We start from the raw sequence: 22360 nt of genomic DNA on the forward strand, positions 1-22360 counted from the left end.
CGGAACGTGTCAGCCCGGGAATTGAATTCTATAGTTCGAATGCCAGAGACAGAGCGGGACAGTCGCGTGATCGCCGAAGCGAACGGAACCGGAGCAGACCTCCCGAAGGACGGGCCCTGTGCCTATGTGGTCGACGACATCGAGCTGAACCGCGAGATGCTGGTCGGGCTACTGACGACGGAGGGCCTGCAGGCCCGCAGCTACGCTTCGGCCCGCCAGTTCCTCGAAGGCTTCGTTCCGGACCGGCCCGGCTGCATCCTGCTGGATTTCCGGATGCCCGGTATGAACGGGCTCGAGCTGCAGGCGGAACTGAACCAGCGTGGCGTGGTGCTGCCGGTGGTGATGATCACCGCGCATGCCGACGTGCCGATCGCCATCCAGGCGATGCGCGAAGGCGCCTACGAGTTCATCGAGAAGCCGGTCGACAACCAGCATCTGCTGGGCGTCGTGCGGCGCGCCTTCGAGGTCAGTGCCGAGCGCCTGCAGGAGCGGGCCGAGCGCGACAGCGTGCGGGCCCGCTACGACACGCTCAGCGCCCGCGAACTGCAGGTTCTCGACGCGATGATCGCCGGCCGCCTGAACAAGCAGATCGCCTTCGACCTCGGCATCAGCCAGCGGACCGTCGAAGTCCACCGGGCCAACGTGATGGAGAAGATGCAGGCCCGCTCGCTCGCCGAGTTGGTCCGCATGACCATCCGGCTCGGCGAAGTGGTCGGTGGTGGCGGCGGGGGCGAGGATCGCCCCGCCTGAGCGGCCAGCGGCCCGACCGCCCAGCGGGGCGGCCTCAGTGTATGGCGCCGGCCGCCGCCAGGGCGCGGTCGATCAGCGCGTCGTTGGATCCCATATAGCAGGCCGGATCGCGCAGCCGGTCCCAGTCGACCGGTGCACTCGAACGCGCCTGCAGCGCCTCGACGAGGTGACCGCCGCCGGCGATGACCGCGCGGGCCGCTTCCTTGACCAGCGCCTGGGCGTCCGGCCGCGGCATGTGCTCGGCCAGCGCGAAGGTTGCGGCCTCGGCCAGGATCAGGCCGTTCTCCGGCCCGAGATTGCCGCGCATGCGGCCGGCCGACACCGCTAGCCGGTCGAGCAGGGCGGTGGTCTTGGCCAGCGCGGCCCCGGCGGTGACGACCATGGTCGGCAGGGTCGCCCATTCCATCTGCCAGCCGACGCCGCCGCGCTCGTGCTCCTGGATCTGCGCCTGGTGCAGGGTGCCGAGCAGGCCGGCGTTCAGCCGGGCCGCCGCGACCAGGGCCTCGCCGGTCACCGGGTTGGCCTTCTGCGGCATGGTGCTCGAGCCGCCGCGGCCGCCGCCGGCGCTCTCGTCGATCTCGCCGACCTCGGTCTGGGCCAGCAGCACGGCGTCCTGACCGAGCTTGCCGAGGGCGCCGGTGACCAGCGACAGCCACGAGCCGAACTCGGCGACGCTGTCGCGCTGGGCGTGCCAGGGCAGGGGCGGGCAGGTCAGGTCGAGCTCGGCGGCCAGCGCCTCCATCACCGCCACGCCCCGGGTGTCGAGGGCGGCCAGGGTGCCGGCGGCCCCGCCGAACTGGACGGTCAACAGCCGGTTCCGCATGTCCGGCAGCCGCTCGCGGCAACGGACCAGCGGCAGCAGCCAGCCGGCACATTTCAGGCCGAACGAGGTCGGCAGCGCCTGCTGGTAGCGGGTGCGCGCCGCCATCACGGTGCCGCGGTGGGCGTCCGCCAGCCGGGCGAGGCCGGCGATCACCGCGTTCAGCCGGTCGCCGATCAGCGCCAGCCCGCCGCGCAGCTGCAGGACCAGCGCGGTGTCGACGATGTCCTGGCTGGTGGCGCCCCAATGCACCCATTGGGCGGCGTCGCCACCGACATGGGCGCGGAACTGCCGGACGAACTCGATGACCGGGACGCCGGCCTGCTCGGAGCCGGTTCCGAGCGCGTCCAGGTCCGCCGAGAAGTCCTCGACCGCCGCGGCGATCCGGTCGGCGGCATGCATCGGCACGAGGTCGAGCTCGGCCTCGGCGATCGCCAGCGCGGCCTCGACCCGGGCCATCGCGCGGACGCTCGCGGCATCGTCGAACAGGGCGGCGATCTCAGGGTCGCCGAACAGCGGGCCGAGGATCCGGGAGTCGTGGACGCCGACCATAGCGGTCAGGCCGCCGCCGGCAGCGACAGCAGGGACCGGGCCTCGGCGACGGTGGCCGGCCGACGGTCGTATTCCGGGCACAGCTCGACCACCCGGCGGACCAGGGCGGCGTTCGACGGCGCCAGGGTGCTGCGGTCGAGCCGGACGTTGTCCTCGAGCCCGGTACGGCAGTGCCCGCCGAGCTCCAGCGACCAGCGGTTCAGGGTGATCTGGTCCTTGCCGATACCCGCACCGGTCCAGGTGGCGTCGGGCGCCAGCCGCTTCAGGGTCGCGACGTAGAACTCGAAGGTCGGCCGGTCGACCGGCATGGCGTTCTTCACGCCCATCACGAACTGCACGTGCAGGGGGCCTTTGATGCGACCCGCTTCGGCCATCTTTGCGGCCTGAAAAATCATTGATAGATCAAAAGCTTCTATTTCCGGCTTGATGTCGTGCTTGAGCATCTCGTCGGCCAGCCAGTCGACCAGGTCCGGGGCGTTCTCGTAGACCCGGGTCGGGAAGTTGACGGAGCCGGTCGACAGCGACGCCATGTCCGGGCGAAGCGGCAGCATGCCGCCGCGCTCGCGGCCGGCCCCCGAGCGTCCGCCGGTGGAGAGCTGGATGATCATGCCGGGGCAGTGCCTGCGCAGCCCCTCCACCAGCCGCCCGAAGCGCTCGGGGTCGGCGGTCGGGGTGCCGTCGTCGTTGCGGACGTGGCAGTGCGCCAGGGTGGCGCCGGCCTCGAACGCCTCCTGGGTCGACTCGACCTGCTCGGCGACCGTGATCGGCACCGCCGGGTTGTCGGCCTTGGTCGGCAGCGAGCCGGTGATGGCGACGGTGATGATGCAGGGGCTGGCCATGGCGTGGGTCCTTAGCCGGAGTGGTGACGGTCCTGTCGCCGCGAGCGGCGGGTGGGTTCCGGCTCGGCCGCGCCGAGGGCGGCGCGTCCGTCCGGAATGACGAGAGGTGAAGAAGCGTGACGCGCGAGCGCTCACTCTTCCTTGCCGTCATTCCGGACCGACCCGCCTCAGGCGGGGCGGATCCGGAACCTACGGAGCGACGGGCATAGCCTGTCGCGCATCCTCCGCGGTGTCACGCGTCGAAGAACACCGTCTCCGCGTCGCCCTGCATGTGGATGTCGAACCGGTACACCACACCGCCCGGGCCTTCCTGACGCTGGGCGATCAGGGTGTCGCGGCGGTCGGCCGGGACCGACGACAGCACGGGATCCTCGGCGTTGGCCGCGGCCTCGTCGGAGAAGTACAGCCGGGTGAAGGCGTGAACCAGCATGCCGCGCATGAACACGGTGACGTTGATGTGCGGCGCCTGGCCGTCGCCGGACGCGCCCGGCTTCACCGTGTCGAAGATGAAGCGGTTGTCCGGGTCGGTGCCGGTGCCGAACCGCCCGAAGCCGCGGAAGTCGGCGTTCGATCCGCGCGGGTCGGCCGGGTGGGCGTAGCGGCCCTTGGCGTCGGCCTGCCAGATCTCGATCATGGCGTCGGAGATGGCGGCGCCGGCGCCGTCGTAGACCTTGCCCTCGATCCGGATGCGCTGGCCCTCGGCGTCCTCGCTGGCCAGCCGGCCGCTGGCGATCTCCTTCAGCGGATAGCCGTACTGCTCGGGCGTCAGGCCGTAGGCGAAGTACGGGCCGACGGTCTGGGACGGGGTCTGTCCAAAGTTCTCGGCCATCGGTCAGCTCTCCATCGGGGTGGCGGTGGCGCCGCGCAGGACGATGTCGAAGACGTAGCCGAGCGCGAACTCCGGCTCGGTGACATCGATCGAGAACTTCGAGATCAGCCGGTCGCGGGCCTTCTCCGGGGTGCCCAGGAAGATCGGGTCGAGCGCCAGCAGCGGATCGCCCGGGAAGTACATCTGGGTCACCAGCCGGGTCAGGTAGCTCGGCCCGAACAGCGAGAAGTGGATGTGGTTCGGCCGCCAGGCGTTCGGGTGGTTGCCCCACGGATAGGCACCCGGCTTCACGGTGTAGAACCGGTACCGACCCTCGGAGTCGGTGACGCAGCGGCCGCCGCCGAAGAAGTTCGGATCGAGCGGGGCGTCGTGCTGGTCGACCTTGTGGATGTAGCGGCCGGCGGCGTTGGCCTGCCAGACCTCGACCAGGGTGTTCGGCACCGGCCGGCCGCGCTCGTCCATCACCCGGCCGGTGACGATGATGCGCTCGCCCAGCGGCTCGCCGTTCTTGGCGCCGTTCTTGGTCAGGTCGGCGTCGAGCTTGCCGATGGTCTCGTGGCCGTAGACCGGGCCGGTCAGCTCGCTCAGCGTCGCCTTGAGCGGGACCAGCGGCCTGGTCGGGCCGCGCAGTGGCGTCGACTTGTAGTCGGCGTAGATGTACGGGGGATGGCTGCCCCAGTCGCGCGGCGTGTAGCCCGTCGGGTCGGTCATTGCTCGGTTCCTCCCTCTGCGTCCAGTTCCTGATAGACGCCCTTTGCCAGTCCGTAGGCGCGGTTGGCGGCCGGCACGCCGGCATAGACCGCGACGTGGAACAGCGCCTCCTTGATCTCGTCGCGGGTCGCCCCGGTGTTGCGGGCGGCGCGGATGTGCATGACGAACTCCTCCCAGTGCCCGAGGCTCGCCAGGATCACCAGGGTGAGCAGGCTGCGGGTCGGCCGCGACAGGCCGGGCCGGGTCCAAACCGATCCCCACGCGCCCTCGGTGATGAAGCGCTGGAAGTCGGCGTCGAACTCGGTTTTGCGGGCCTCGGCGCGATCGACATGGGCGTCGCCGAGCACCGCGCGCCGGACCTTCATGCCGGCCTTATATCGGTCCTCAGACAAGGCCGTTCTCCCGGAAGAAGCCGAGCATGTGCCCGACCAGCGCGTCCGGCTGCTCGACGCAGGGCAGGTGGCCGGCGTCCGGGATCTCGCGGTAGATCGCGCCCGGGATGCCGGCCGCCAGGGCCCTGACCGTCTCCGGGGTGGTGGCGCCGTCGTCGGCCCCGCACACCGCCAGGGTCGGAACCGCGATGCGGGCGGCGTCGGCGGTCAGGTCGGCGTCGCGGATCGCCGCGCAGGCCCAGGCGTAGCCCTCGGCCGGGGTGCGCACCAGCATGTTGCGCCACAGCGCCAGCTCGTCGGGACGGGTCGCGCGGAACACCGGCGCGAACCAGCGCTCCATCACGGCGTCGGCGAGGCCCTCGAGCCCGCCCTTCGCGATCGCGTCGATACGCGCCTGCCACATCTCCGGCGTCCCGATCTTCGCCGCAGTGTCGCACAGCACCAGGGCGCGGACCCGTGACGGGTTGTCGCGCACCAGCTGCTGGGCGATCAGCCCGCCGATCGACAGGCCGCAGACCAGCGCGGACTCGATCCCGAGATGGTCGAGCAGGGCCTCCAGGTCGGCGCCGAGGCGGGCCATGTCGAACGGCGCCGTGCCGAGGTCGCTGAGACCGTGGCCGCGCTTGTCGTAGCGCACGGTGCGGAACCGCCCGCCGAGCTGTGCCAGCACCCGGTCCCAGATCCGGAAATCGGTGCCGAGCGAGTTCGCGAACACCAGCACGGGCGCGCCTTCCGGCCCGTCCACCGCGTAGTGCATCGGCGTTCCGTCGATGGTCACTGCCTGCATGCCGCCTCGCTCCCTCGCGTGATTTTATCGGTTGGCGGCCATGCTGTGCCGGCCCATAAGTTATGTAAAATGAGATTTCAGCCGCGTTGTTATAACCATTTGTCGCAGACGAACCCTGCGGCGAGCCGATGGAGCTGGACGTGTCAGACCGGCCGGTGAAGTTCCGCCATTTCCGCTGCTTCGCCGAGGTCGCGCGCCTCGGCAGCGTCAACCGGGCGGCGGAGAGCCTGGCGATCACCCAGCCGGCGGCCTCGAAGACCCTGCGCGAGCTCGAGGAGATCCTCGAGGTGCCGCTGTTCGAGCGCACCCGGCGCGGCGTCAAGCTGACCGAGCAGGGCATGGTGTTCCGGCGCCACGCCGACGCCGTGCTGAACGCGCTGCGACGCGGCATGGAGAGCGTCGACGCCCTGCGCGCCGCCGGCGGCGGCTTCGTGACCGTCGGCGTGCTGCCGACCGTGGCGGCGCGGCTGATGCCGGACTCGGTCCGCCGCTTCATTGAGGTGCAGCCGGCCCAGACCGTGCGGGTGATCTCCGGCACCAACCCGGTGCTGATCGAGCGCCTGCGCCAGGGCGAGCTCGACATGGTGGTCGGGCGGCTCAGCAACCCGGAGCTGATGGCCGGGTTGAACTTCGAGTACCTTTACTCCGAGCGCCTGAGCTTCGTGGTCCGGCCCGGTCACCCGTTGCTGGCCAGGCAACGCGCAGGCGGGCCGGATTTCGCCATGGCCGCCCTGCGCGACCACGTGGTGATCCTGCCGACCCCGGAGATGATCATCCGCCCGGCGGTCGAGCGGCTGCTGGCCCAGCACGGGCTGGAGACCCTGCCGCGCTCGGTGGAGAGCGTGTCGAACGCCTTCGGCCGGACCTTCACGCGCTCGACCGACGCGATCTGGATCATCTCGCACGGCGTGGTCGCCACCGACGTGGAGGAAGGCGCGCTCGCCGAACTCGCGGTCGACACCGGCGAGAGCCGCGGCCCGGTCGGGCTGACCACGCGGATCGACACCGTGCCGACCTCGGCCGCGACGATGTTCATGGACACCGTGCGCGCGGTCGCCGAGCGGGTGCGGGGGTAGGGGAGCAGGCGGGCGGCGCGACTACCCGCCCCGTCCGGTCAGCAGTCGCGGCGCGTGATCGACCGCTCGATGGCGATCTTCTCGCCCTTGTAGCGGGCCACGTCGCCCTCGGCATCGCCGGTCAGCGCGCTCACCGGGATCAGCACCAGGAAGACCCCGACGGCATCGGCGGTCTGTGCGCTGTTCTGGCGCGAGGTGGCGTCCGCCAGCTTCAGATCGACCTCCCGCTGCTCGCGCTGCAGTTCCTTGCACGTCAGGTGGTCGTATTCGTTGCTGCTCACGCTCGCCGGTGCGATCGACGATGGCGACTTCGCGCAACCGGCGAGCGTCGCCAACGCGGCCGTCGCCACCAGCGCAGTCATGACCCCGCGCACACGAACATATCCGTGGCGCCGGCGGCGCAGTCCGTCTCGATTCATGATGTACCCCCCCCCCCACGATTGTACCTAGCCGGACAAGCACCCTCGCCGGCAGCACGGTACCCCAATGCCATCATCCTCACGGGCATCGGAGCGTCGACAATTCAATGTCAGACTGTTTGCAACCGCAACGATCAAAGTTGGTTAATCACTGATTCTTTGGGACAATCCAGGAATGCTGGTCGTGCGTGCCAAGGCGTGCGCACGATCCGACTCCGAGCGTCTTGCCATGGAGGGGCGGGTGATGCCCGCCGCCACCTGGTGATCCTGCCGACCTCGGCGGCGACGACGATCATGGACACGGTGGGGGCGGTGGCGGAAGGGTGCGGGGTCGGGGCGTCACGGTCCAGACCCGCCCCCTCGTCACAACTCCCTTTCCACCACACCGCACTTGGCGCCGCCGCCGCCCGCACCCAAAATCCCCGGCAACGAACGACACCCCAGGGAGGGCGACATGGATCTGCAGTTGACCGGCAAGCACGTGGTGGTGACCGGAGGCTCCAAGGGCATCGGGCTGGCGGTGGCCGAGGCGTTCCTGGCCGAGGGCGCGACCGTCACCCTGGCGTCGCGCGACGCCGGGCGGCTGGAGGCGGCGGCCCGCGGCCTGAAGGGGCAGGTCAGCACCCTCGCCGTGGACCTCTCGAAGCGCGCCGACCGCGAGAAGCTGGCGGCCGCGCACGGCGACGCCGACGTGCTGGTCAACAACGCCGGCGCCATCCCCGGCGGCGGGCTGTTCGACATCGACATGGACCGCTGGGAGGAGGCCTGGGCGCTCAAGGTCATGGGCTACATCCACATGACCCAGCTCTACCTCGCGAAGATGAAGGAGCGGGGCGACGGCGTCATCGTCAACATCATCGGCATGGCCGGCCGGCAGCCGCGCTGGGACTACATCTGCGGCGGCGCCGGGAACGCCGCGCTGAACGCCTTCACCAACGCGGTCGGCGGCAAGGCGCCGGAGTGGGGGGTACGGGTGTTCGGCATCCACCCGGCTGCCACCCGGACCGACCGCATCATCTCGCTGTCCAAGACCCGGGCGAAGACCACGCTCGGCGACGAATCCCGCTGGGAGGAGATGCTGGCCGGCCTGCCGTTCGGCCGCCCGGCCGAGCCGGAGGAGATCGCGGCGATGGCGGTGATGCTGACCTCCGAGAAGGTGGCGTACCTGTCGGGAACGGTCATCGACGTCGACGGCGGCGCCCAGTTCCGCTGACGGGGTGGCCATGTCGACCGGACTCGACGTCGCCGGCGTCGCCCGCAGCAGCCGCAGCACCGTCGCCGGCCTGCTGGCGCAGCAGCTCAAGCTGAACCCGCAGGCCGTCGCGGTCGACGACGGTGCGCGCCGGCTGACCTATGTGCAGTTCGGCGGCCGGGTGCGACGACTGGCCGGGCTGCTCGCCGGCCGCGGCGTCGGGCGCGGCGACCGGGTGGCGATCCTGTCCGAGAACCGGCTGGAGTACCTGGAGGCGTACTTCGCCGCCGCCTGGCTCGGCGCCATCCTGGCCTGCCAGAACTGGCGGCTGTCGGTCGGCGAGCTTCGGCACTGCCTCGACCTGGTCGAGCCGACGGCGGTGCTGGTCTCGCCACGGCACCGCCCGAAGCTGGACGAGTTGGGGCGGGCCGGCGCGGCGATCGAGTTCGGCGACCGCTACGAGGCCGCGCTGGCGGCTGCCGAGCCGGCCGGTTTCGACCGGCTGGAAGCGGTCGACGCCGAGGACCCGCTGCTGATCCTGTACACCAGCGGCACCACCGGCCTGCCGAAAGGCGCGGTGATCGGCCACCGTGCCGAGATCGTCCGCAACCTGGTGATCCGCGCCGAGTTCGGGGTGGCGCCGGACGACACCTTCGCCGCATGGTCGCCGCTGTACCACATGGGGGCGGCCGAGTGCTCGATCGGCACCCTGATGACCGGCGGCAAGGTGATCCCGGTCGACGGCTTCGACCAGGCGCGGCTGGCCGAGGTGATCGCCACCGAGCCGCTGGGCTGGCTGCTGCTGATGCCGGGCATGGTCGGCGCCTTCGCCGACGAGCTGGAGCGTCGCGGCATCGCGGCCCGCTCGGTGAAGGTCTGCGGGGTGATGGCCGATCTCGTGCCGCCGGCCGACATCGCCCGGATCACCAAGCTGCTGGGCGCGCCCTACGCCAACACCTTCGGGGCGACCGAGACCGGTTGCCCGCCGTGCTCCTCCAGCCTGCTGCCGGTCGGTGAGGCGCCGGTGCGGCTGTCGAAGCGGCAGAGCCCGTTCTGCGAGGTCCGGCTGGTCGATCCTGACGACAACGAGGTCCCGGACGGCGCGCCCGGCGAGCTGGCGATGCGCGGGCCGACCCTGTTCAGCGGCTACTGGCGCAATCCGGAGGCCAACGCGCACGACTTCCGCGGCGGCTGGTTCCACATGGGCGACGTGTTCGTGCGCAATCCGGACGGCACCCTCGATTTCGTCGACCGGGTGAAGTACCTGATAAAGTCCGGCGGCGAGAACATCTACCCGGCCGAGATCGAGCGGGTGCTGCTGGCCGACCCGCGGGTCGCCGACGCCGCGGTGGTGCGCAGGCCGGACCCGAAATGGGGCGAGGTGCCGGTGGCGTTCGTCGCGCGCCGGGACGACGTGGTGACCGAGGACGAGCTGTATGCCCGCTGCCGGGCCGAGCTGGCCGGCTACAAGCAGCCGAAGGGCATCGTGTTCATCGGCGCCGACGAGTTCCCGCGCAGCGCCTCCGGCAAGATCCAGCGCCACGAGCTGGAGAAGCGGCTGGCGACCGGGGAAGGGGCATGATCGGAGAGGCCGAGGTGCGGATCTGCGTGTTCGGGGCCGGGGCGATCGGCTGCTATTTCGGCGGGCTGCTGGCGCGCGCCGGGCACGACGTGACGTTCATCGGCCGGCCGGCCCATGTCGAGGCGATCAACGCCCGCGGGCTGATCCTCGAGACCGCCGCCGGCACCGAGACCGTGGCGGCGCGCGCCGCCGTCGATGCCGAGGGGATCGACCGGCCGGACCTGGTGCTGGTCTGCGTCAAGTCGGCCGATACCGAGACCGTGGCCGACGCCCTGGCCGGCCGGCTCGGGCCGCAGACTGCGATCCTCAGCCTGCAGAACGGCGTCGACAACGCCGAGCGCCTCGGCGCGCGGCTCGGCCGCGAAGTGGTCTCCGCGATCGTCTACGCCGGCACCGGGATGGCCGGGCCCGGCCATGTGAAGCACCACGGTGGCGGCGACCTGGTGATCGGCGCGTCGCCCGCCAGCACCGACCTCGCCGGGCTGCTCACGAAGGCCGGGATTTCGACCACGGTGTCGGACGACATCGACGGCGCGCTCTGGACTAAGCTGATCACCAACTGCGCCTACAATGCGCTGTCGGCCGTCGGCCCGGCCTCGTACGCGGCGATGCTCGAGACCGACGGCGCCCGCGAGGTGATGCTGAACGTCGTCCGCGAGTGCGAGGCGGTCGCCGCGGCCTGCGGGGTGACGCTGCCGCCGGACATCGTCGATCGGGTCATGGCGGTCGCCGGGCGCATGCCCGCCCAGATGTCGTCGACCGCCCAGGACCTGTTGCGCGGCAAGCCGACCGAGATCGACTTCCTCAACGGCCATGTCGTGCGCAAGGGTGCCGAGCACGGCATCCCGACGCCGACCAACCTGGCGCTCACGGTCGCGGTCAGGCTGGCCGAGCAGGGCGGTCCGTCGACGCGCGCCGGCTGAGGCCGCCGGCTCAGACCCTGGCGATGGAGACGGCGAAGTTGCGGGCGGCTTCGCGGATCTCGCCGGCCAGCGAACCGTCGTCGACCGTCCGCGAGAGCACCATCCCGCCGACGCACAGGGCCGACAGAGCGAGCGCCGTGTTGCGCCGGTCGGCGGTGCCGTCCGGCAGGTTGTGCTCGAACAGCCAGGTCATGGCGCGGAGCAGCCTGCCGTAGGCGTCGCGCGCCTGGGGCGTGGCGCGGGCGACGTCGGAAGGCAGCGCGATCATCGGGCACTGCCCGTCCAGGTCGCCGAGGTGTTCGCTCGACAGGTAGCTGTCGATCATCGCGCGGACGGTCTCCGGGCCGCCGTTCTCGGGATCGACGCCGGCGTCGTCGCGCCAGGTCTTGCCGCGTCCGTCGAGGAAGCCGGCGACCGCCTCGGCGTACAGCTCGTCCTTGTTGCGGAAGTGGTTGTAGAAGCCGCCGCGGGTCAGCCCCGCCTCGGCCATGACCTGGTCGATCGAGGTCTCGACGAAGCCCTGACGGTTGAACAGGACGCGGGCGCATTCGACGATCCGTGCCCGGACTTCGGCTTTGTGCTCGGGGCTGTAGGACATGTTCGGGGCCTCGCTGGGACGGGTCGGGAGTGGCAGGCCTCATAATATGTTCTTGAACATATTTTGTGGGCCCGGATCCTCGCGGTCGGTTGCAGGGAATGCCTGCGCAACGGCCCGGGGGAGGGCGCGTGGTGAGCTACGACGCCGAGCTTGCAGAGCGGTTCCAGCGGTTGCTCGCGGGCGTGGAGAACGTGACCAGCAAACGCATGATGGGCGGCGTCTGCTTCTTCCTGAACGGCAACATGGTCGGCGGCGCCGACCGCTCCAAGGCCGGCGAGCGGCGCTTCATGTTCCGCGTCGGCAAGGAGAACGAGGCGCACGCGACGGCGCTGACGGGCGGCGAGCCGGTGGTGCACGGCGGCCGGCGCCTGGGCGGCTTCTATTTCGTAGACGCCGACCGGAACAGCGGGGAGACCGTAGAGGACTGGGCGGCGCTGGCGGTCAGCCACGCACGCGGCCTGCCGCCGAAATGAACTGGTTCGGTGCCGATACCCTGGCGTTCCTGGCGGACTTGGCGGCGCACAACGACCGCCAATGGTTCGCGGCCAATCGCGAGACCTACATGGCGGCGGTCCGGGATCCGGCGCGCAACTTCGCCGACGCGCTGGCCCGGGGGATGGCGGTTGCGCCGGGCGTCCCGCACACCGGCAAGATCTATCGGATCAACCGGGACCTGCGGTTCAGCAAGGACCGGACCCCTTACAACACCCACGTCCACATCGCGGTCTGGTCGCGGGACACGGGCGCGCAGGGGCCGACGTGGATGGTCGGCCTGGAGCCCGGCAGGCTGACCCTCGGCGCCGGCATCATGGGGTTTTCGCCGACGCAGCTGCGGGCATGGCGGACCGCCGTCGCGGGCCGGGACGGCGGCGAGTTGCACGGCATCCTGCGCGGCCTCGTCGACCGCGGGGTTCGGTTGTCGCAGCCGGAGCTGAAGCGCGTGCCCGCGCCCTACGAGGACGGGCATGTGCTGGCCGATCTGCTGTGCCGCAAGAGTGTGACGGTCTGGCGGGACGTCGAGCCGCCGTCGACCTGCTTCGGAGAGGCTGGGCCGGGGAACTGCGCCGATGGGCTCGCGGCGTTCTCGTCGGTCGTCGAGTGGCTGCGCCGGCATGTCGCCGGCTGCTGAAATCCGGGAACCGGCTCCGACGGCAGCCGGACCGCTACGCCGGACCGGCGGCGGTATCCGGTCGCAGGAAGGGGAGGAAAGCGTGGCGAAGTTTGCGTTCATCTATCGCGGCGGGCAGCCGTTCCGGACACCGGAAGACGGCAGGGCACACATGGAGCGTTGGCATGCCTGGCGGGACGGTCTCGGCGAGGCCTACGTCTGTCCGGGGATGCCGTTCTCCGCTGCCGTGACTGTCACCGCATCCGGGACGCGCGAAGGCAGCGGCGAGGTTCCGCTGTCCGGTGTCAGCATCGTCGAGGCCGCCAGCCTGGAAGCCGCCCAGGAGATGGCGAGAGCATGCCCGCATCTGGGCATCGGCGGCGACATCATCGTTGCGCAAGGGATGGACATGGAAATGTGACGTCGTTGCCGTGACCGGCGGACGCAAGCGGGTCGGCGGAAATCAAGGAGCACCGTTCTGCCTGTTCTGATCGGTGCTTTCCTTGAAATCAATTGGTTATAGAGAGTCGCTCAGAGTTTGGATTGTCTTAGTCCAAGCGGTCAGGCGGCCCGGATCCGCTCGATGAACGTCTCGACCTGGCTGCGCAGCGCGACGAACTCGTTGTCGAGCCGTGCCGCCGCCTGCGACACGTCCCCGACCGACCGGCCGGTCTCGGTCGAGCGCTGGCTGACCTTCTGGATGGTCTCCGCGGTCTGCTCCACGGTGCGGGCCGCCTGCTGGGCGCTGTGCGAGATCTCCTGGGTGGCGGCCCCCTGCTGCTCGACCGAGGCGGCGACTGCCGCCGTGATGCCGTCGATCTGCTCGGTGGTCTCGGTGATCCGGGCGATGGCCGTCACCGCCGCGCCGGTCGCCGACTGGATCGCGGCGATCTGCCCGGCGATGTCCTCGGTGGCCTTGGCGGTCTGCGTCGCCAGGCTCTTCACCTCTGAGGCGACCACCGAGAAGCCCTTGCCGGCATCGCCGGCGCGGGCCGCCTCGATGGTGGCGTTCAGGGCCAGCAGGTTGGTCTGCTCGGCAATGCTCTGGATCAGCGCGACGACGTCGCCGATCCTCTCGGCGGCCTCGGCCAGGCCGCGGACCTGCTCGTTGGTGCTGCGGGCGGTGTCCGAGGCCTCGCGGGTGATCTGCGCCGACTCCGAGACCCGGCGGTTGATCTCCGCGATCGAGCTGCTGAGCTCCTCGGCGGCGGTCGCCACGGCCTGGACCGCGGCGTTGGTCTCCCGGGAATTGACGGCCACCTCTTCGGCCTCGTGAACCGCCTCCTGGGTGGCGATCATGGCCCGTTCCGACGTGCCGCTCATCTCCTGCGCGGTGGCGGAGACGGCGTCGACCACCGACTTCACCGAACTCTCGAACTCGGCCGACAGCGCCAGCATGGCGGCGCGGCGCTCCTCGGCCGCGGCCCGCTCCTGGTTCTCGCGCTCGGTCCGCAGGCGTTCGATCTCGCCGGCGTTCTCCTTGAACACCTGGACGGTGCCGGCCATCGTGCCGAGCTCGTCCCGGTTGGCGGTGAACGGAACCTCGACGGCGAGGTCGCCCTGCGCCAACCGGATCATGGTCGCCGTCAGCCCGGACAGGCCGCGGAGGATCCCGCGGGTCACGAACACCACCAGCGGCAGCAGGATCGCCGCGGCGACGAGGGACGCCAGAATGGCGGCCAGGAGCGACCGGTCGACCGAGGTTTCGGCCGCCGACAGCTGCTCTTCCATCAGGGCATTCGCCCGGGTCTCGATGACTGCCAGCGATTCCGAGAAGCGCTCGCCGGCGCCGTCGATCACGTCGTCGATCTTCGCGAACGCGGCTTCGCCGGCGTTGCTCTCGATGGCCTGCCTGAGGTCGACCTGGATCGAGGAGGCCAGCGCTTCGAAGTCGGACTCCAGGGCGCCTGCGACCGTGTCGGCCTGCACCTGCGAACCCAGCTCGACGATGTGGTCGAGGTTGTCCCGGATGTAGCCGACCGCCTCCTGGATGACCTGCTGGCGCTCCGGGTTGATCGAGCCTTCCGCCTTGTCGATGATCGAATCCATCGCCGCCAGCAGCAGTTCGATGTTCTTCCGCCGGGCCTCGGAAACAACGGTCACCGCCTCCTTCAGTTCGGTGGCGCGGCCGGTCTTGGACTTGACGGCTTCCGTGGCCACGAACTGAATACCGCCGAGCGCCGCGATCGCCAGCAGCGCCGCCGACGCGACCAGGATCATCCGGTTGCGGATGGTCCAGAAACCGTTCGATTCACGCATGATTATGCCTCCGATCCCCCGTGTTCGGGCGGCATTTGAACGAACCGTTCAATAACAAACGGTTAAAATCCCGCCAAACGGACCGGCCGAGGGCCGTCGGATTCTCTCAGGTGCCCGGGCGCCACAGATGCCAGCGCCCGTGGTAGTCGGCGCGACCGAGCAGGCGGGGTTCGCCGCCGGGCCAGATCGTCAGGCGGACGCCCGCCGAACCCTTGACGCCGTCCGGCTCGACCCGCAGCCAGGCCACCGGCGCGTCGGCGGTGGCGGCGGCACCGGCGGTCCGTATCGCCGCGTCGATCCGGGCCTGGGTCGCGGCCGGCAGGTACTGCCAGACGATGGTGTGCACCAGCACCCGCACGCGGCCGGCGGTACCCGGCCCGGCGAACCGGTCCGCGACCCAGTCGGCGGCGTCGGCTCTCTCGACGTGCCAGCCGGCTTCGGCGGTGGCGTGCAGGGCGGCCTGGATGCGCGCCAGCCGCGCGGCCTGATCCGGCCAGATGTAGGACAGCAGGCGCTCCCGGTCGGCCGGCGAGGCCGGGTCGAGCGGGTTGCGGTCGCAGCCCTCGCGGCGGACCACCGACAGCGGCGCGTCGAGCGGGACCTCGCCGTCCCAGCGCGAGACGATGTGGACGGGAGATCCGGCCGGCCCCCAGACACGGCCGCCGAGATCGTAGTGCCAGCGGTCGAACCCGAGATTCAGACCGGTGCTGGAGCCGATCTCGTACAGTTCGAGCGGCAGGCCGGTGGCGGCGGCCAGTGTCAGGCAGCCTCCCAGGATCGAGGCCGAGCGCGAGACCTCGTTGGTCTGCGGCGGGCCGTCCAGGTAGCCGGCCAGGAAGCCGTCATGGCCGGCGATCGCCGTCTCGACGGCGTGCCAGAGCGCGTCCCCGTCGGTCGCGGCAGGCGGGTAGGCGGCGGTCAGGGCCGGGCTGCGCCCCGACCGGCTCAGCGCATGCAGGCTGCCGCAGGCCCGCAGCGCCAGGGCGTCGTCGACCGGCTGCCCAGGCCACCCGTGGATCCGGCGTCCGAACGCGCTCGACGGCGACAGGCGCCCGGCCAGCAGGTCGCAGACCAGGGCGTTGAACGGCGAGCCGAGGTTGCGGCAGGCCTCAGACTGGATGCGGAACGCGTCGAGGATGGGGGCGGGCAGCGGCACGGGGGACGACCTCGGGTTCGGGACTTGCTGGGCGCAGACTACTGCCGACTGACGGGACGACATGGTTGATTGCAGCAATCAAGTCGTTGCTTCGACTGGCCGATCGTCCGAGGCTCGGCGCCGGAGATGCACCAGGCCCGGACTACGCAGCAGGAGAGCCCCGATGAGCTTCATGCCGGACAAGCAGACCACCAGCATCGCGACCCACACCAACGAGGACATCTACATCCGCGACCGGAGTCTGTGCCGCGAGCTGATCGGCAAGCTGAGCTTCACCGAGATGATCTACTTCCAGATCCTCGGCCGGATGCCGACGCCGGCGCAGACCGCGGTGGTCGACGCCTGCCTGGTGACGCTGATGGAGCACGGGCTGACGCCGAGCGCGCTCGCCACCCGGCTGATCTACTCGAGCGCGCCGGAGGCGATGCAGGCCGGCGTGGCGGCCGGGCTGATGGGGGTCGGCAGCGTGTTCGTCGGCACCATGGAAGGCTGCGCCACCCTGCTGGCGGAGATCCTGGCGGCGCCTGAGGGCGTGCCGGCGGCGGCCCGGCGCGTCGCCGAAGAGCACCGCGCCGCCCGCAGGCCGCTGCCGGGCTTCGGCCACCACCTGCACCGGCCTGACGATCCGCGCTCGATCCGGCTGTTCCAGGTGGCGCGCGACCAGGGCGTCGCCGACCGGCACGTCGAGGCGGTGTTGGCGCTGTCCGCCGCGGTCGACGAGGTCTACGGCAAGCACATCACCATCAACGCCACCGGCGCGATCGCCGCCTGCCTGGGCGACTGCGGCGTGCCGGCCGAGATCCTGCGCGGCTTCGCGCTGATCACCCGCTGCGCCGGGCTGGTCGGCCACGTGCACGAGGAGCAGCACAAGCCGGCGATGCGGGCGATCTGGGAGGCGGCGGACGAGGCGGTCGCGTATGACGGGACGATCCCGACGGGCGAGGGCTGACCGTCCGTCGCTTCGCGGGTTCCGGATCCGTCTCGCCTCCGGCGGGCCGGTCCGGAATGACGAAGAGAGAAGAGGCACTACTCCCAACACTGCCGTCATTCCGGACGCCCGCGCCGCACCGGTGCGGGCGATCCGGAACCCACCAGCCGCAAAGATGTCCGGAACCTGCTATCCGGCCGGCCGCGCTGCCAGCGCTTCCGAGATCGCCCGGGCGGTCGCCGTCACCAGCTCCGCCAGGGTCGCGATCCGGCCTTCGGGGAACCGGTCGGCCGGGCCGGTCGCGCTGATCGAGCCGACGACTGCGCCGCCGGGGTCGCGGATCGGCGCGCCGACGCAGCGGATGCCGTACTGGCGCTCCTCCAGGTCGAGGGCGTAACCCCGCTCCCGGACCACGGCCAGCTCGGCCCGCAGTGCGTCGGGGTCGGTGAGGGTGTTGGCGGTGAAGCGTTCCAGCCCGCCGGCGATCACCCTCTCGACCACGGCCGCCGGCAGAAACGCCAGGATCGCCTTGCCGGTGCCGGTGCAGTGCGGCGGCTCGCGCTCGATCGTCACCTGCTCGTTGCGGGCCGGCTGCATCTCGCGGCGGTCGATCGACACCACGTTGCTGCCGTCGAACGCGCACAGATGGGCGGCCTCGCCGCTCTGGTTGGCGAGCCGCTCGGCATACGGGCGGGCGACGTGGAACAGCGCCAGGTCGGACAGCGCCACGCTGCCGAGCGCGACCAGCCGCAGGCCGAGGCGGTAGCGGTCCCTGTTCCCGTCCTGCACCACCAGCCCGGCCTCGCGCAGGGCCGCCAGCAGGCGGTGGGCGGTCGGCTTCGGCAGGCCCAGCCGATCGGCGATCGTCCCCAGGGACAGGGACGGCTCCGCCCGGCTGAAGCAGTCCAGGACCGCGATCGCCTTGTGCAGTGACTTCATCGAGGGTTGGGTCATTTGATTTTCACAATATGGAACAGCCGGCCAGAGCGATGTGGAAGCGGTAGCGCCGTTGACTCATAAAAATATCATGGCCGATATTGCTCGGGTTCGCCTCTGGACGTCAAACAATTCCATATTGCGGAAGATGGAGTAGACGATGACCGACCTGACCGGTGTGATCCCGCCCGCCACGACGCCGTTCGACGCAGCCGGCGACATCGACTTCCCGGCTGCCGGCAGGCAGGTCGACTGGCTGATCGGGGAGGGTGCCCACGGAGTCGCAGTCGGCGGCTCGACCGGCGAGGGCCAGACGCTGGAGGCCGAGGAGTTCCGGGACCTGATCCAGATGTCGAGCGAAGCCGCGGCCGGCCGGGCCCCGGTGATCGCCGGCATAATCACAGACAGCACCCGCGAGGCGGTGCGGCGCGGCAGGCTGGTCCGCGACCTGAAGGTGGCCGCGCTGCAGGTGACGCCGGTGCACTACCTGTTCCGGCCCGGCGACGATGCCATGGTCGAGCACTTCCGCGCGCTGGCGGGCGAGACCGGGCAGAAGATCATCATCTACAACGTGGTGCCGTGGACCTACCTGTCGCCGGCGCTGCTGCTGCGGATCATGGACGAGGTGCCCGAGGTGATCGGGGTCAAGCAGTCGGCTGGCGATCTCAAGCTGTTCGCCGACCTGATGGCCGACGTGAAGCCGGGGAAGCGGATCTTCAGCGCGGTCGACGCGCTCATGTACCCGTCCTACGCGCTCGGCGCGCACGGCTCGATTGCCGCCATCCTGTCGGCCGCTCCGCGCCCGTCGGTCGAGCTCTGGGACGCGGTCAAGGCCGGCGACCACGCCAGGGCGCTGGACCTGCACCTGAAGCTGCTGCGGCTGTGGAACGCGCTGATGCCGCACGACAACCTGCCGGCCTCGACCAAGTACGCGCAGAGCGTCCAGGGCTGCCCGTCGGGCATGGCGCGGCAGCCGATGGCGATGCCGGACGCCGCCCATCAGGGCCGAATCCGGGCCGCCCTGCAGGGCCTCGGTCTCAGCGGATAGCGGCCGTCGGCAACGCGGGGCCCGCTCGCGGTTCCGCTCGCCACGGCCGCGCAAATCGGCTAATAGCCGATCTGCCGGCTCCGGGCCGGCTCGCGAGAGGCAATGAGGTGGAACCGGAACGGTGCCGGGGCGCAGCGGGGTTTTCGCAGCAATCCTTCTGATCCTGGTCGGTGTCCTCACGGGCGCCGGCGCCGCGCATGCCACCTCGGCCGTCGCCGGCTATCCGGGCGGCCGGGCGCTGGCGTCGGCGATGGCGCAGGCCCACGAGGCGCTCGCGCAGAGCGACATCGAGGTTCCCGACGGCATCTCCGAGCGTGACGTCCTGCTGCTGGCCCTCAACGTCTACTACGAGGCACGGGGCGAAGGCCTCGCCGGCAAGGCGGCGGTGGCGAACGTCACCCTCAACCGCCTGGGCGACCGGCGCTGGCCGTCCACGCTGGCCGAGGTGATCCTGCAGCCGGGACAGTTCTCCTGGACCCGCAAGCCTCCCAGGATCGAGGACCGGGAGGCGCTGCGGGCGTCGGTGATGGTGGCTGCCAAGGCCCTGAGCGGGGTTCTGCGCGACCGTACCGGCGGCGCCCTGTACTTCCACGCCGCGCGCCTCGGCGAGCCCGACTGGACCCGCGGCCTGACGCGCATCGCCCGGATCGGCGCCCACACCTTCTACGCCGACTGACCTCAGGCCTTGCGGAGGTTGCCGCGGCCGTCGAACTTGAATGCGGCGCCGGCGCGGCGGTAGCCGAGGGCAACCGCTTCGAGGAAGCCGCGCTTGTCCATCAACCCGGCCCGGAAGCCCCGCAGGGCGTACATCACGTCGGCCCCGAGCGCGGTCTCCGAGATCGTGCCCTTCAGCAGGGCCCGTGCGGCGTGGATCACGTCTTCGGCTGTCGTCATGGCGGTCTCTCCTCCCTCGGCGGCCGACGGAATAGCGGTCCGAGGTTTCAGACGCGCGGCGTCGCCGGCCGCGCCGGGTTTCAATTGTTTCAATGCCGGGTCTCCGGGCACGCCAGCGCCGCGCCTCCCATCGAAGCACCACCCATCGAAGCACCACCCCTCGAAGCGCTACCCCTCGAAGCGCCACCTTGGGCCTGGATGCGGAGCAGCAGCTCCAGCATGCCGAGCGGCCGGTCGCGCAGGTCGAGGCGGCCGAGCTCGGTCAGCCAGTTGCGGAACAGGCCGCGGCCGGTCGGCTCCCACGAGCGTGCGGCGGTGCGCGCCGGGTCGGGACGGGCCACCCGGATGCCGCGCGCCCGGTCGCGGGCGTACTCGCGGTCCAGGGTGTCGGCGTCGTACTCCGGGTGGTTCAGCAGGTAGATCGCCCGACGCTCCGGGTCCTCCGCCAGCCCCAGGCCGGACACCGGGGCCAGGGCCAGGGGCCGGACCGAGCCGTCGATCGGCAGGTCGGACAGCCTGACCTCGGCCCAGCGGGACACCGGCATGTCGAGCGGCAGCGGCACGCCGCGCAGGACCGGCGAACGGAAGTTGAGCGGCACGTGCGGGTATACCCCGAAGCGCTTCTCGCCGAGGTCCTGCTTCGGGACCCCGTGATCGTGCCAGAGCGCGGCCATCGCCGCCCAGCACACGTGCATCGCCGGGAGCCGCGCCTCGGACACCCAGTTGAAGATCGCCGACATGCCGGTCCAGTAGCGGACGGCGGAGAACGCCAGGTGCTCGACCGGCGCGCCGGTGATCACGATACCGTCCAGCTCGTACCGGTCGATCTCCGACCAGCGGCGGTAGAAGCGCTCGACGTGGCGCGGGTCTGCGGTCTGCGGGACGTAGCCGTCGGGCAGCACCAGTACCACCCGGACCGGCCGGTCGGCGCCGGCCAGCAGCCGGCCGAACTGGACCTCGGTGGTCGGCTTGTCCGGCATGATGTTGACCAGCGCGATGGTCAGCGGTTGCACCCCCTCGGCGAACGGCACGGGGGACTCGCCTTCGACGACCGCAATGCCTTCGCGCCGAAGCATCGCTATGGCGGGCAGGCCGGTCGGCAGGATCAGGGCAGCCATGATCGCAGTCTCCTCGGAAGCGGTGGCGCAGCAGGACGGCGGGAAACGGCGGGGCGGTGGGGGCCGCCCCGCCGTGCGGTCAGGCGGCCTTCGACACGCGGCCGAGACCGTCGAGCGCCTGCATCAGGTCGGCTTCGATGTCCTCGATGTGCTCGAGCCCGATCGACAGCCGGACGTAGCCCGGGGTGACGCCGGCGGCCCGCTGGCGCTCCTCGGTGAGCTGCTGGTGGGTGGTCGACGCCGGGTGGATGGCCAGCGACCGCGCATCGCCGATGTTGGCGACGTGGTGCAGCATCTGCAGCTTGTCGATGAACGCCATGCCGGCCTCGACGCCGCCGACCAGTTCGAACCCGACCAGGCCGCCGTTGCCGCCCGCCAGGTACTTCTGGGCGCGCGCCTTGGCCTCGCCGGTGAACTGGCTCGGATGGATCACCCGGGTGACCGCCGGGTGGTCGGCCAGGGTCCGGGCGACCGCCTCGGCGTTGCGGCAGTGCTCGCGCATCCTGAGCGGCAGCGTCTCCAGCCCCTGCAGGAACGTGAAGGCGTTGAACGGGCTCATGGCGGCGCCGGTGTCGCGCAGCACGCAGCAGCGGGCCTTCATGATGTAGGCGACCGGCCCGAGCGGCTTGACCGCCTCGGTCCAAACGACCCCGTGGTAGCTCGGGTCCGGCTGGTTCAGGGCCGGGAACCGATCGGCGTGCTTCTCCCAGTCGAACCGGCCGGCGTCGACCAGCAGGCCGCCGATCGAGGTACCGTGCCCGCCGATGTACTTGGTGGTGGAGTACACCACCACATGGGCACCGTGCTCGATCGGCCGGCAGATCAGCGGGGCGGCGGTGTTGTCGACGATCAGCGGGATGCCGAGCGCCTCGCCGATCAGCGCCACCTCCTCGATCGGGAACGGCACCAGTTTCGGGTTCGGCAGGGTCTCGCCGAAGAACGCCCGGGTCCTGTCGTCGGCCGCCCGGCGGAAGGCGTCGGGATCGCTCGGGTCCACGAACCGGACCTCGATGCCCATCTGCTTGAAGGTATGGGCGAACAGGTTCCAGGTGCCGCCGTACAGGTCGGTCCCGGACACGATGTTGTCGCCGGCCTGGGCGATCGTGGTGATGGCGGCGGTGATCGCCGCCTGGCCGGAGGCCAGGGCCAGCGCCGCCGCACCGCCCTCGACCGCCGCCATGCGCTGCTCCAGCACGTCGGTGGTCGGGTTCATGATGCGGGTGTAGACGTTGCCGATCTTCTGAAGGCTGAACAGCTCGACCGCGTTCTGCGTGGTACCGAGATCGAACGACGTCGTCTGGTAGATCGGTACCGCGACCGCGCCGGTCGTCGGATCGGCCCGGAAGCCGGCGTGCAGTACCTGGGTCTCTGGATGCTTCGAGGTGGTCATGGTGGGCTCCTTTCGTGGGGGGATGGTCGGAAGGCGGGGTCGGAACGGGGCCG

At 70.8% G+C, this 22360-nt stretch carries 25 protein-coding genes; 11 read left to right on the top strand and 14 right to left on the bottom strand.

What is annotated here, in order from left to right; all coding sequences use genetic code 11:
* The first annotated feature begins 66 nt into the window (after positions 1-66).
* Entirely contained in the window at positions 67-750 is a 684-nt protein-coding gene (locus IE246_RS06770; protein ID WP_229836565.1) for a response regulator transcription factor, read from the top strand.
* A gap of 34 nt (positions 751-784) precedes the next feature.
* Here the strand turns inward: IE246_RS06770 and pcaB are convergent, their stop codons facing one another.
* From pcaB to pcaD, 6 genes are all read right to left on the bottom strand, one after another.
* Positions 785-2122, bottom strand: coding sequence for a 3-carboxy-cis,cis-muconate cycloisomerase (pcaB, locus tag IE246_RS06775; protein WP_189988210.1), 1338 nt, complete (start codon positions 2120-2122; stop codon positions 785-787).
* Positions 2123-2127: 5 nt separating this feature from the next.
* Positions 2128-2961, bottom strand: coding sequence for a 3-oxoadipate:acetyl-CoA acetyltransferase (locus IE246_RS06780; protein ID WP_189988211.1), 834 nt, complete (start codon positions 2959-2961; stop codon positions 2128-2130).
* A gap of 232 nt (positions 2962-3193) precedes the next feature.
* Positions 3194-3790, bottom strand: coding sequence for a protocatechuate 3,4-dioxygenase subunit alpha (gene pcaG / locus IE246_RS06785; RefSeq protein ID WP_189988212.1), 597 nt, complete (start codon positions 3788-3790; stop codon positions 3194-3196).
* Between the two features lie 3 nt (positions 3791-3793).
* The gene (gene pcaH, locus IE246_RS06790; protein WP_189988213.1) at positions 3794-4501 is read right to left on the bottom strand and encodes a protocatechuate 3,4-dioxygenase subunit beta; all 708 of its coding nucleotides are present in this window, start codon (positions 4499-4501) and stop codon (positions 3794-3796) included.
* Positions 4498-4893, bottom strand: coding sequence for a 4-carboxymuconolactone decarboxylase (gene pcaC / locus IE246_RS06795; RefSeq protein ID WP_268245268.1), 396 nt, complete (start codon positions 4891-4893; stop codon positions 4498-4500). The genes pcaH and pcaC overlap by 4 nt, the downstream gene beginning before the upstream one ends.
* Positions 4886-5680 (bottom strand): 3-oxoadipate enol-lactonase, encoded by a 795-nt coding sequence (pcaD, locus tag IE246_RS06800; RefSeq protein ID WP_189988214.1) that lies wholly within the window; start codon positions 5678-5680, stop codon positions 4886-4888. The genes pcaC and pcaD overlap by 8 nt, the downstream gene beginning before the upstream one ends.
* A 140-nt stretch (positions 5681-5820) precedes the next feature.
* On the opposite strand from pcaD, the gene pcaQ reads away from it, so the two are divergent.
* Positions 5821-6756 (top strand): pca operon transcription factor PcaQ, encoded by a 936-nt coding sequence (gene pcaQ / locus IE246_RS06805; protein WP_189988215.1) that lies wholly within the window; start codon positions 5821-5823, stop codon positions 6754-6756.
* A gap of 38 nt (positions 6757-6794) precedes the next feature.
* On the opposite strand, the gene IE246_RS06810 is transcribed toward pcaQ, so the two are convergent.
* A complete protein-coding gene (locus tag IE246_RS06810) occupies positions 6795-7118 on the bottom strand; it encodes a hypothetical protein (protein ID WP_189988216.1) in 324 nt (107 codons plus the stop codon).
* Positions 7119-7629: 511 nt separating this feature from the next.
* Here IE246_RS06810 and IE246_RS06815 point away from each other — a divergent pair.
* From IE246_RS06815 to IE246_RS06825, 3 genes are read left to right on the top strand one after another with little or no spacing between them, the layout of a single operon-like run.
* Positions 7630-8388, top strand: a complete 759-nt coding sequence (locus IE246_RS06815) for a short-chain dehydrogenase/reductase (RefSeq protein ID WP_189988217.1) — start codon at positions 7630-7632, stop codon at positions 8386-8388.
* 10 nt (positions 8389-8398) lie between these two features.
* Complete coding sequence (locus tag IE246_RS06820; RefSeq protein ID WP_189988218.1) at positions 8399-9949, top strand: class I adenylate-forming enzyme family protein; 1551 nt, start codon at positions 8399-8401, stop codon at positions 9947-9949.
* Positions 9946-10872, top strand: a complete 927-nt coding sequence (locus tag IE246_RS06825; protein WP_229836579.1) for a ketopantoate reductase family protein — start codon at positions 9946-9948, stop codon at positions 10870-10872. The genes IE246_RS06820 and IE246_RS06825 overlap by 4 nt, the downstream gene beginning before the upstream one ends.
* A gap of 10 nt (positions 10873-10882) precedes the next feature.
* Here the strand turns inward: IE246_RS06825 and IE246_RS06830 are convergent, their stop codons facing one another.
* The gene (locus IE246_RS06830; protein WP_189988219.1) at positions 10883-11470 is read right to left on the bottom strand and encodes a TetR/AcrR family transcriptional regulator; all 588 of its coding nucleotides are present in this window, start codon (positions 11468-11470) and stop codon (positions 10883-10885) included.
* 131 nt (positions 11471-11601) lie between these two features.
* Between IE246_RS06830 and IE246_RS06835 the strand changes: the two genes are divergently transcribed.
* From IE246_RS06835 to IE246_RS06845, 3 genes are all read left to right on the top strand, one after another.
* Positions 11602-11943, top strand: a complete 342-nt coding sequence (locus IE246_RS06835; RefSeq protein ID WP_189988220.1) for a TfoX/Sxy family protein — start codon at positions 11602-11604, stop codon at positions 11941-11943.
* Complete coding sequence (locus IE246_RS06840; RefSeq protein WP_189988221.1) at positions 11940-12599, top strand: TIGR02453 family protein; 660 nt, start codon at positions 11940-11942, stop codon at positions 12597-12599. The genes IE246_RS06835 and IE246_RS06840 overlap by 4 nt, the downstream gene beginning before the upstream one ends.
* Before the next feature lie 82 nt (positions 12600-12681).
* Positions 12682-12999 carry a YciI family protein gene (locus tag IE246_RS06845; protein WP_189988222.1) on the top strand — a complete coding sequence of 106 codons (318 nt, stop codon included), beginning with the start codon at positions 12682-12684 and terminating at the stop codon, positions 12997-12999.
* Between the two features lie 140 nt (positions 13000-13139).
* Here the strand turns inward: IE246_RS06845 and IE246_RS06850 are convergent, their stop codons facing one another.
* A complete protein-coding gene (locus tag IE246_RS06850) occupies positions 13140-14837 on the bottom strand; it encodes a methyl-accepting chemotaxis protein (protein ID WP_189988223.1) in 1698 nt (565 codons plus the stop codon).
* Positions 14838-14943: 106 nt separating this feature from the next.
* Positions 14944-15993: a DUF2332 domain-containing protein gene (locus IE246_RS06855; protein ID WP_229836582.1), complete on the bottom strand. Its 1050-nt coding sequence runs from the start codon at positions 15991-15993 to the stop codon at positions 14944-14946.
* Positions 15994-16156: 163 nt separating this feature from the next.
* Between IE246_RS06855 and IE246_RS06860 the strand changes: the two genes are divergently transcribed.
* Positions 16157-16942 carry a citryl-CoA lyase gene (locus IE246_RS06860; RefSeq protein WP_189988225.1) on the top strand — a complete coding sequence of 262 codons (786 nt, stop codon included), beginning with the start codon at positions 16157-16159 and terminating at the stop codon, positions 16940-16942.
* Between the two features lie 168 nt (positions 16943-17110).
* On the opposite strand, the gene IE246_RS06865 is transcribed toward IE246_RS06860, so the two are convergent.
* A complete protein-coding gene (locus IE246_RS06865) occupies positions 17111-17875 on the bottom strand; it encodes an IclR family transcriptional regulator (RefSeq protein WP_189988226.1) in 765 nt (254 codons plus the stop codon).
* Between the two features lie 142 nt (positions 17876-18017).
* Between IE246_RS06865 and IE246_RS06870 the strand changes: the two genes are divergently transcribed.
* Complete coding sequence (locus IE246_RS06870; RefSeq protein ID WP_189988227.1) at positions 18018-18905, top strand: dihydrodipicolinate synthase family protein; 888 nt, start codon at positions 18018-18020, stop codon at positions 18903-18905.
* Between the two features lie 121 nt (positions 18906-19026).
* Positions 19027-19581: a cell wall hydrolase gene (locus tag IE246_RS06875; RefSeq protein WP_189988228.1), complete on the top strand. Its 555-nt coding sequence runs from the start codon at positions 19027-19029 to the stop codon at positions 19579-19581.
* 2 nt (positions 19582-19583) lie between these two features.
* Here the strand turns inward: IE246_RS06875 and IE246_RS06880 are convergent, their stop codons facing one another.
* From IE246_RS06880 to IE246_RS06890, 3 genes are all read right to left on the bottom strand, one after another.
* Positions 19584-19799 carry a hypothetical protein gene (locus IE246_RS06880; RefSeq protein ID WP_189988229.1) on the bottom strand — a complete coding sequence of 72 codons (216 nt, stop codon included), beginning with the start codon at positions 19797-19799 and terminating at the stop codon, positions 19584-19586.
* An 89-nt stretch (positions 19800-19888) separates the two neighbouring features.
* Entirely contained in the window at positions 19889-20917 is a 1029-nt protein-coding gene (locus IE246_RS06885) for a homoserine O-acetyltransferase/O-succinyltransferase family protein (RefSeq protein ID WP_189988230.1), read from the bottom strand.
* A gap of 79 nt (positions 20918-20996) precedes the next feature.
* Entirely contained in the window at positions 20997-22307 is a 1311-nt protein-coding gene (locus IE246_RS06890) for an O-acetylhomoserine aminocarboxypropyltransferase/cysteine synthase family protein (RefSeq protein ID WP_189988231.1), read from the bottom strand.
* Between the last annotated feature and the right edge of the window lie 53 nt (positions 22308-22360).

The organism is Thalassobaculum fulvum (assembly GCF_014652915.1).
Lineage (GTDB): Bacteria > Pseudomonadota > Alphaproteobacteria > Thalassobaculales > Thalassobaculaceae > Thalassobaculum_A > Thalassobaculum_A fulvum.

Excerpts from the sequence above, each read along its gene's own strand:
- pcaB (WP_189988210.1), bottom strand. The coding sequence starts at position 2,122 with ATGGTCGGCGTCCACGACTCCCGGATCCTCGGCCCGCTGTTCGGCGAC.
- IE246_RS06780 (WP_189988211.1), bottom strand. The coding sequence starts at position 2,961 with ATGGCCAGCCCCTGCATCATCACCGTCGCCATCACCGGCTCGCTGCCG.
- pcaG (WP_189988212.1), bottom strand. The coding sequence starts at position 3,790 with ATGGCCGAGAACTTTGGACAGACCCCGTCCCAGACCGTCGGCCCGTAC.
- pcaH (WP_189988213.1), bottom strand. The coding sequence starts at position 4,501 with ATGACCGACCCGACGGGCTACACGCCGCGCGACTGGGGCAGCCATCCC.
- pcaD (WP_189988214.1), bottom strand. The coding sequence starts at position 5,680 with ATGCAGGCAGTGACCATCGACGGAACGCCGATGCACTACGCGGTGGAC.
- IE246_RS06810 (WP_189988216.1), bottom strand. The coding sequence starts at position 7,118 with ATGACTGCGCTGGTGGCGACGGCCGCGTTGGCGACGCTCGCCGGTTGC.
- IE246_RS06815 (WP_189988217.1), top strand. The coding sequence starts at position 7,630 with ATGGATCTGCAGTTGACCGGCAAGCACGTGGTGGTGACCGGAGGCTCC.
- IE246_RS06820 (WP_189988218.1), top strand. The coding sequence starts at position 8,399 with ATGTCGACCGGACTCGACGTCGCCGGCGTCGCCCGCAGCAGCCGCAGC.
- IE246_RS06825 (WP_229836579.1), top strand. The coding sequence starts at position 9,946 with ATGATCGGAGAGGCCGAGGTGCGGATCTGCGTGTTCGGGGCCGGGGCG.
- IE246_RS06830 (WP_189988219.1), bottom strand. The coding sequence starts at position 11,470 with ATGTCCTACAGCCCCGAGCACAAAGCCGAAGTCCGGGCACGGATCGTC.
- IE246_RS06840 (WP_189988221.1), top strand. The coding sequence starts at position 11,940 with ATGAACTGGTTCGGTGCCGATACCCTGGCGTTCCTGGCGGACTTGGCG.
- IE246_RS06850 (WP_189988223.1), bottom strand. The coding sequence starts at position 14,837 with ATGCGTGAATCGAACGGTTTCTGGACCATCCGCAACCGGATGATCCTG.
- IE246_RS06860 (WP_189988225.1), top strand. The coding sequence starts at position 16,157 with ATGAGCTTCATGCCGGACAAGCAGACCACCAGCATCGCGACCCACACC.
- IE246_RS06865 (WP_189988226.1), bottom strand. The coding sequence starts at position 17,875 with ATGACCCAACCCTCGATGAAGTCACTGCACAAGGCGATCGCGGTCCTG.
- IE246_RS06870 (WP_189988227.1), top strand. The coding sequence starts at position 18,018 with ATGACCGACCTGACCGGTGTGATCCCGCCCGCCACGACGCCGTTCGAC.
- IE246_RS06880 (WP_189988229.1), bottom strand. The coding sequence starts at position 19,799 with ATGACGACAGCCGAAGACGTGATCCACGCCGCACGGGCCCTGCTGAAG.
- IE246_RS06885 (WP_189988230.1), bottom strand. The coding sequence starts at position 20,917 with ATGGCTGCCCTGATCCTGCCGACCGGCCTGCCCGCCATAGCGATGCTT.
- IE246_RS06890 (WP_189988231.1), bottom strand. The coding sequence starts at position 22,307 with ATGACCACCTCGAAGCATCCAGAGACCCAGGTACTGCACGCCGGCTTC.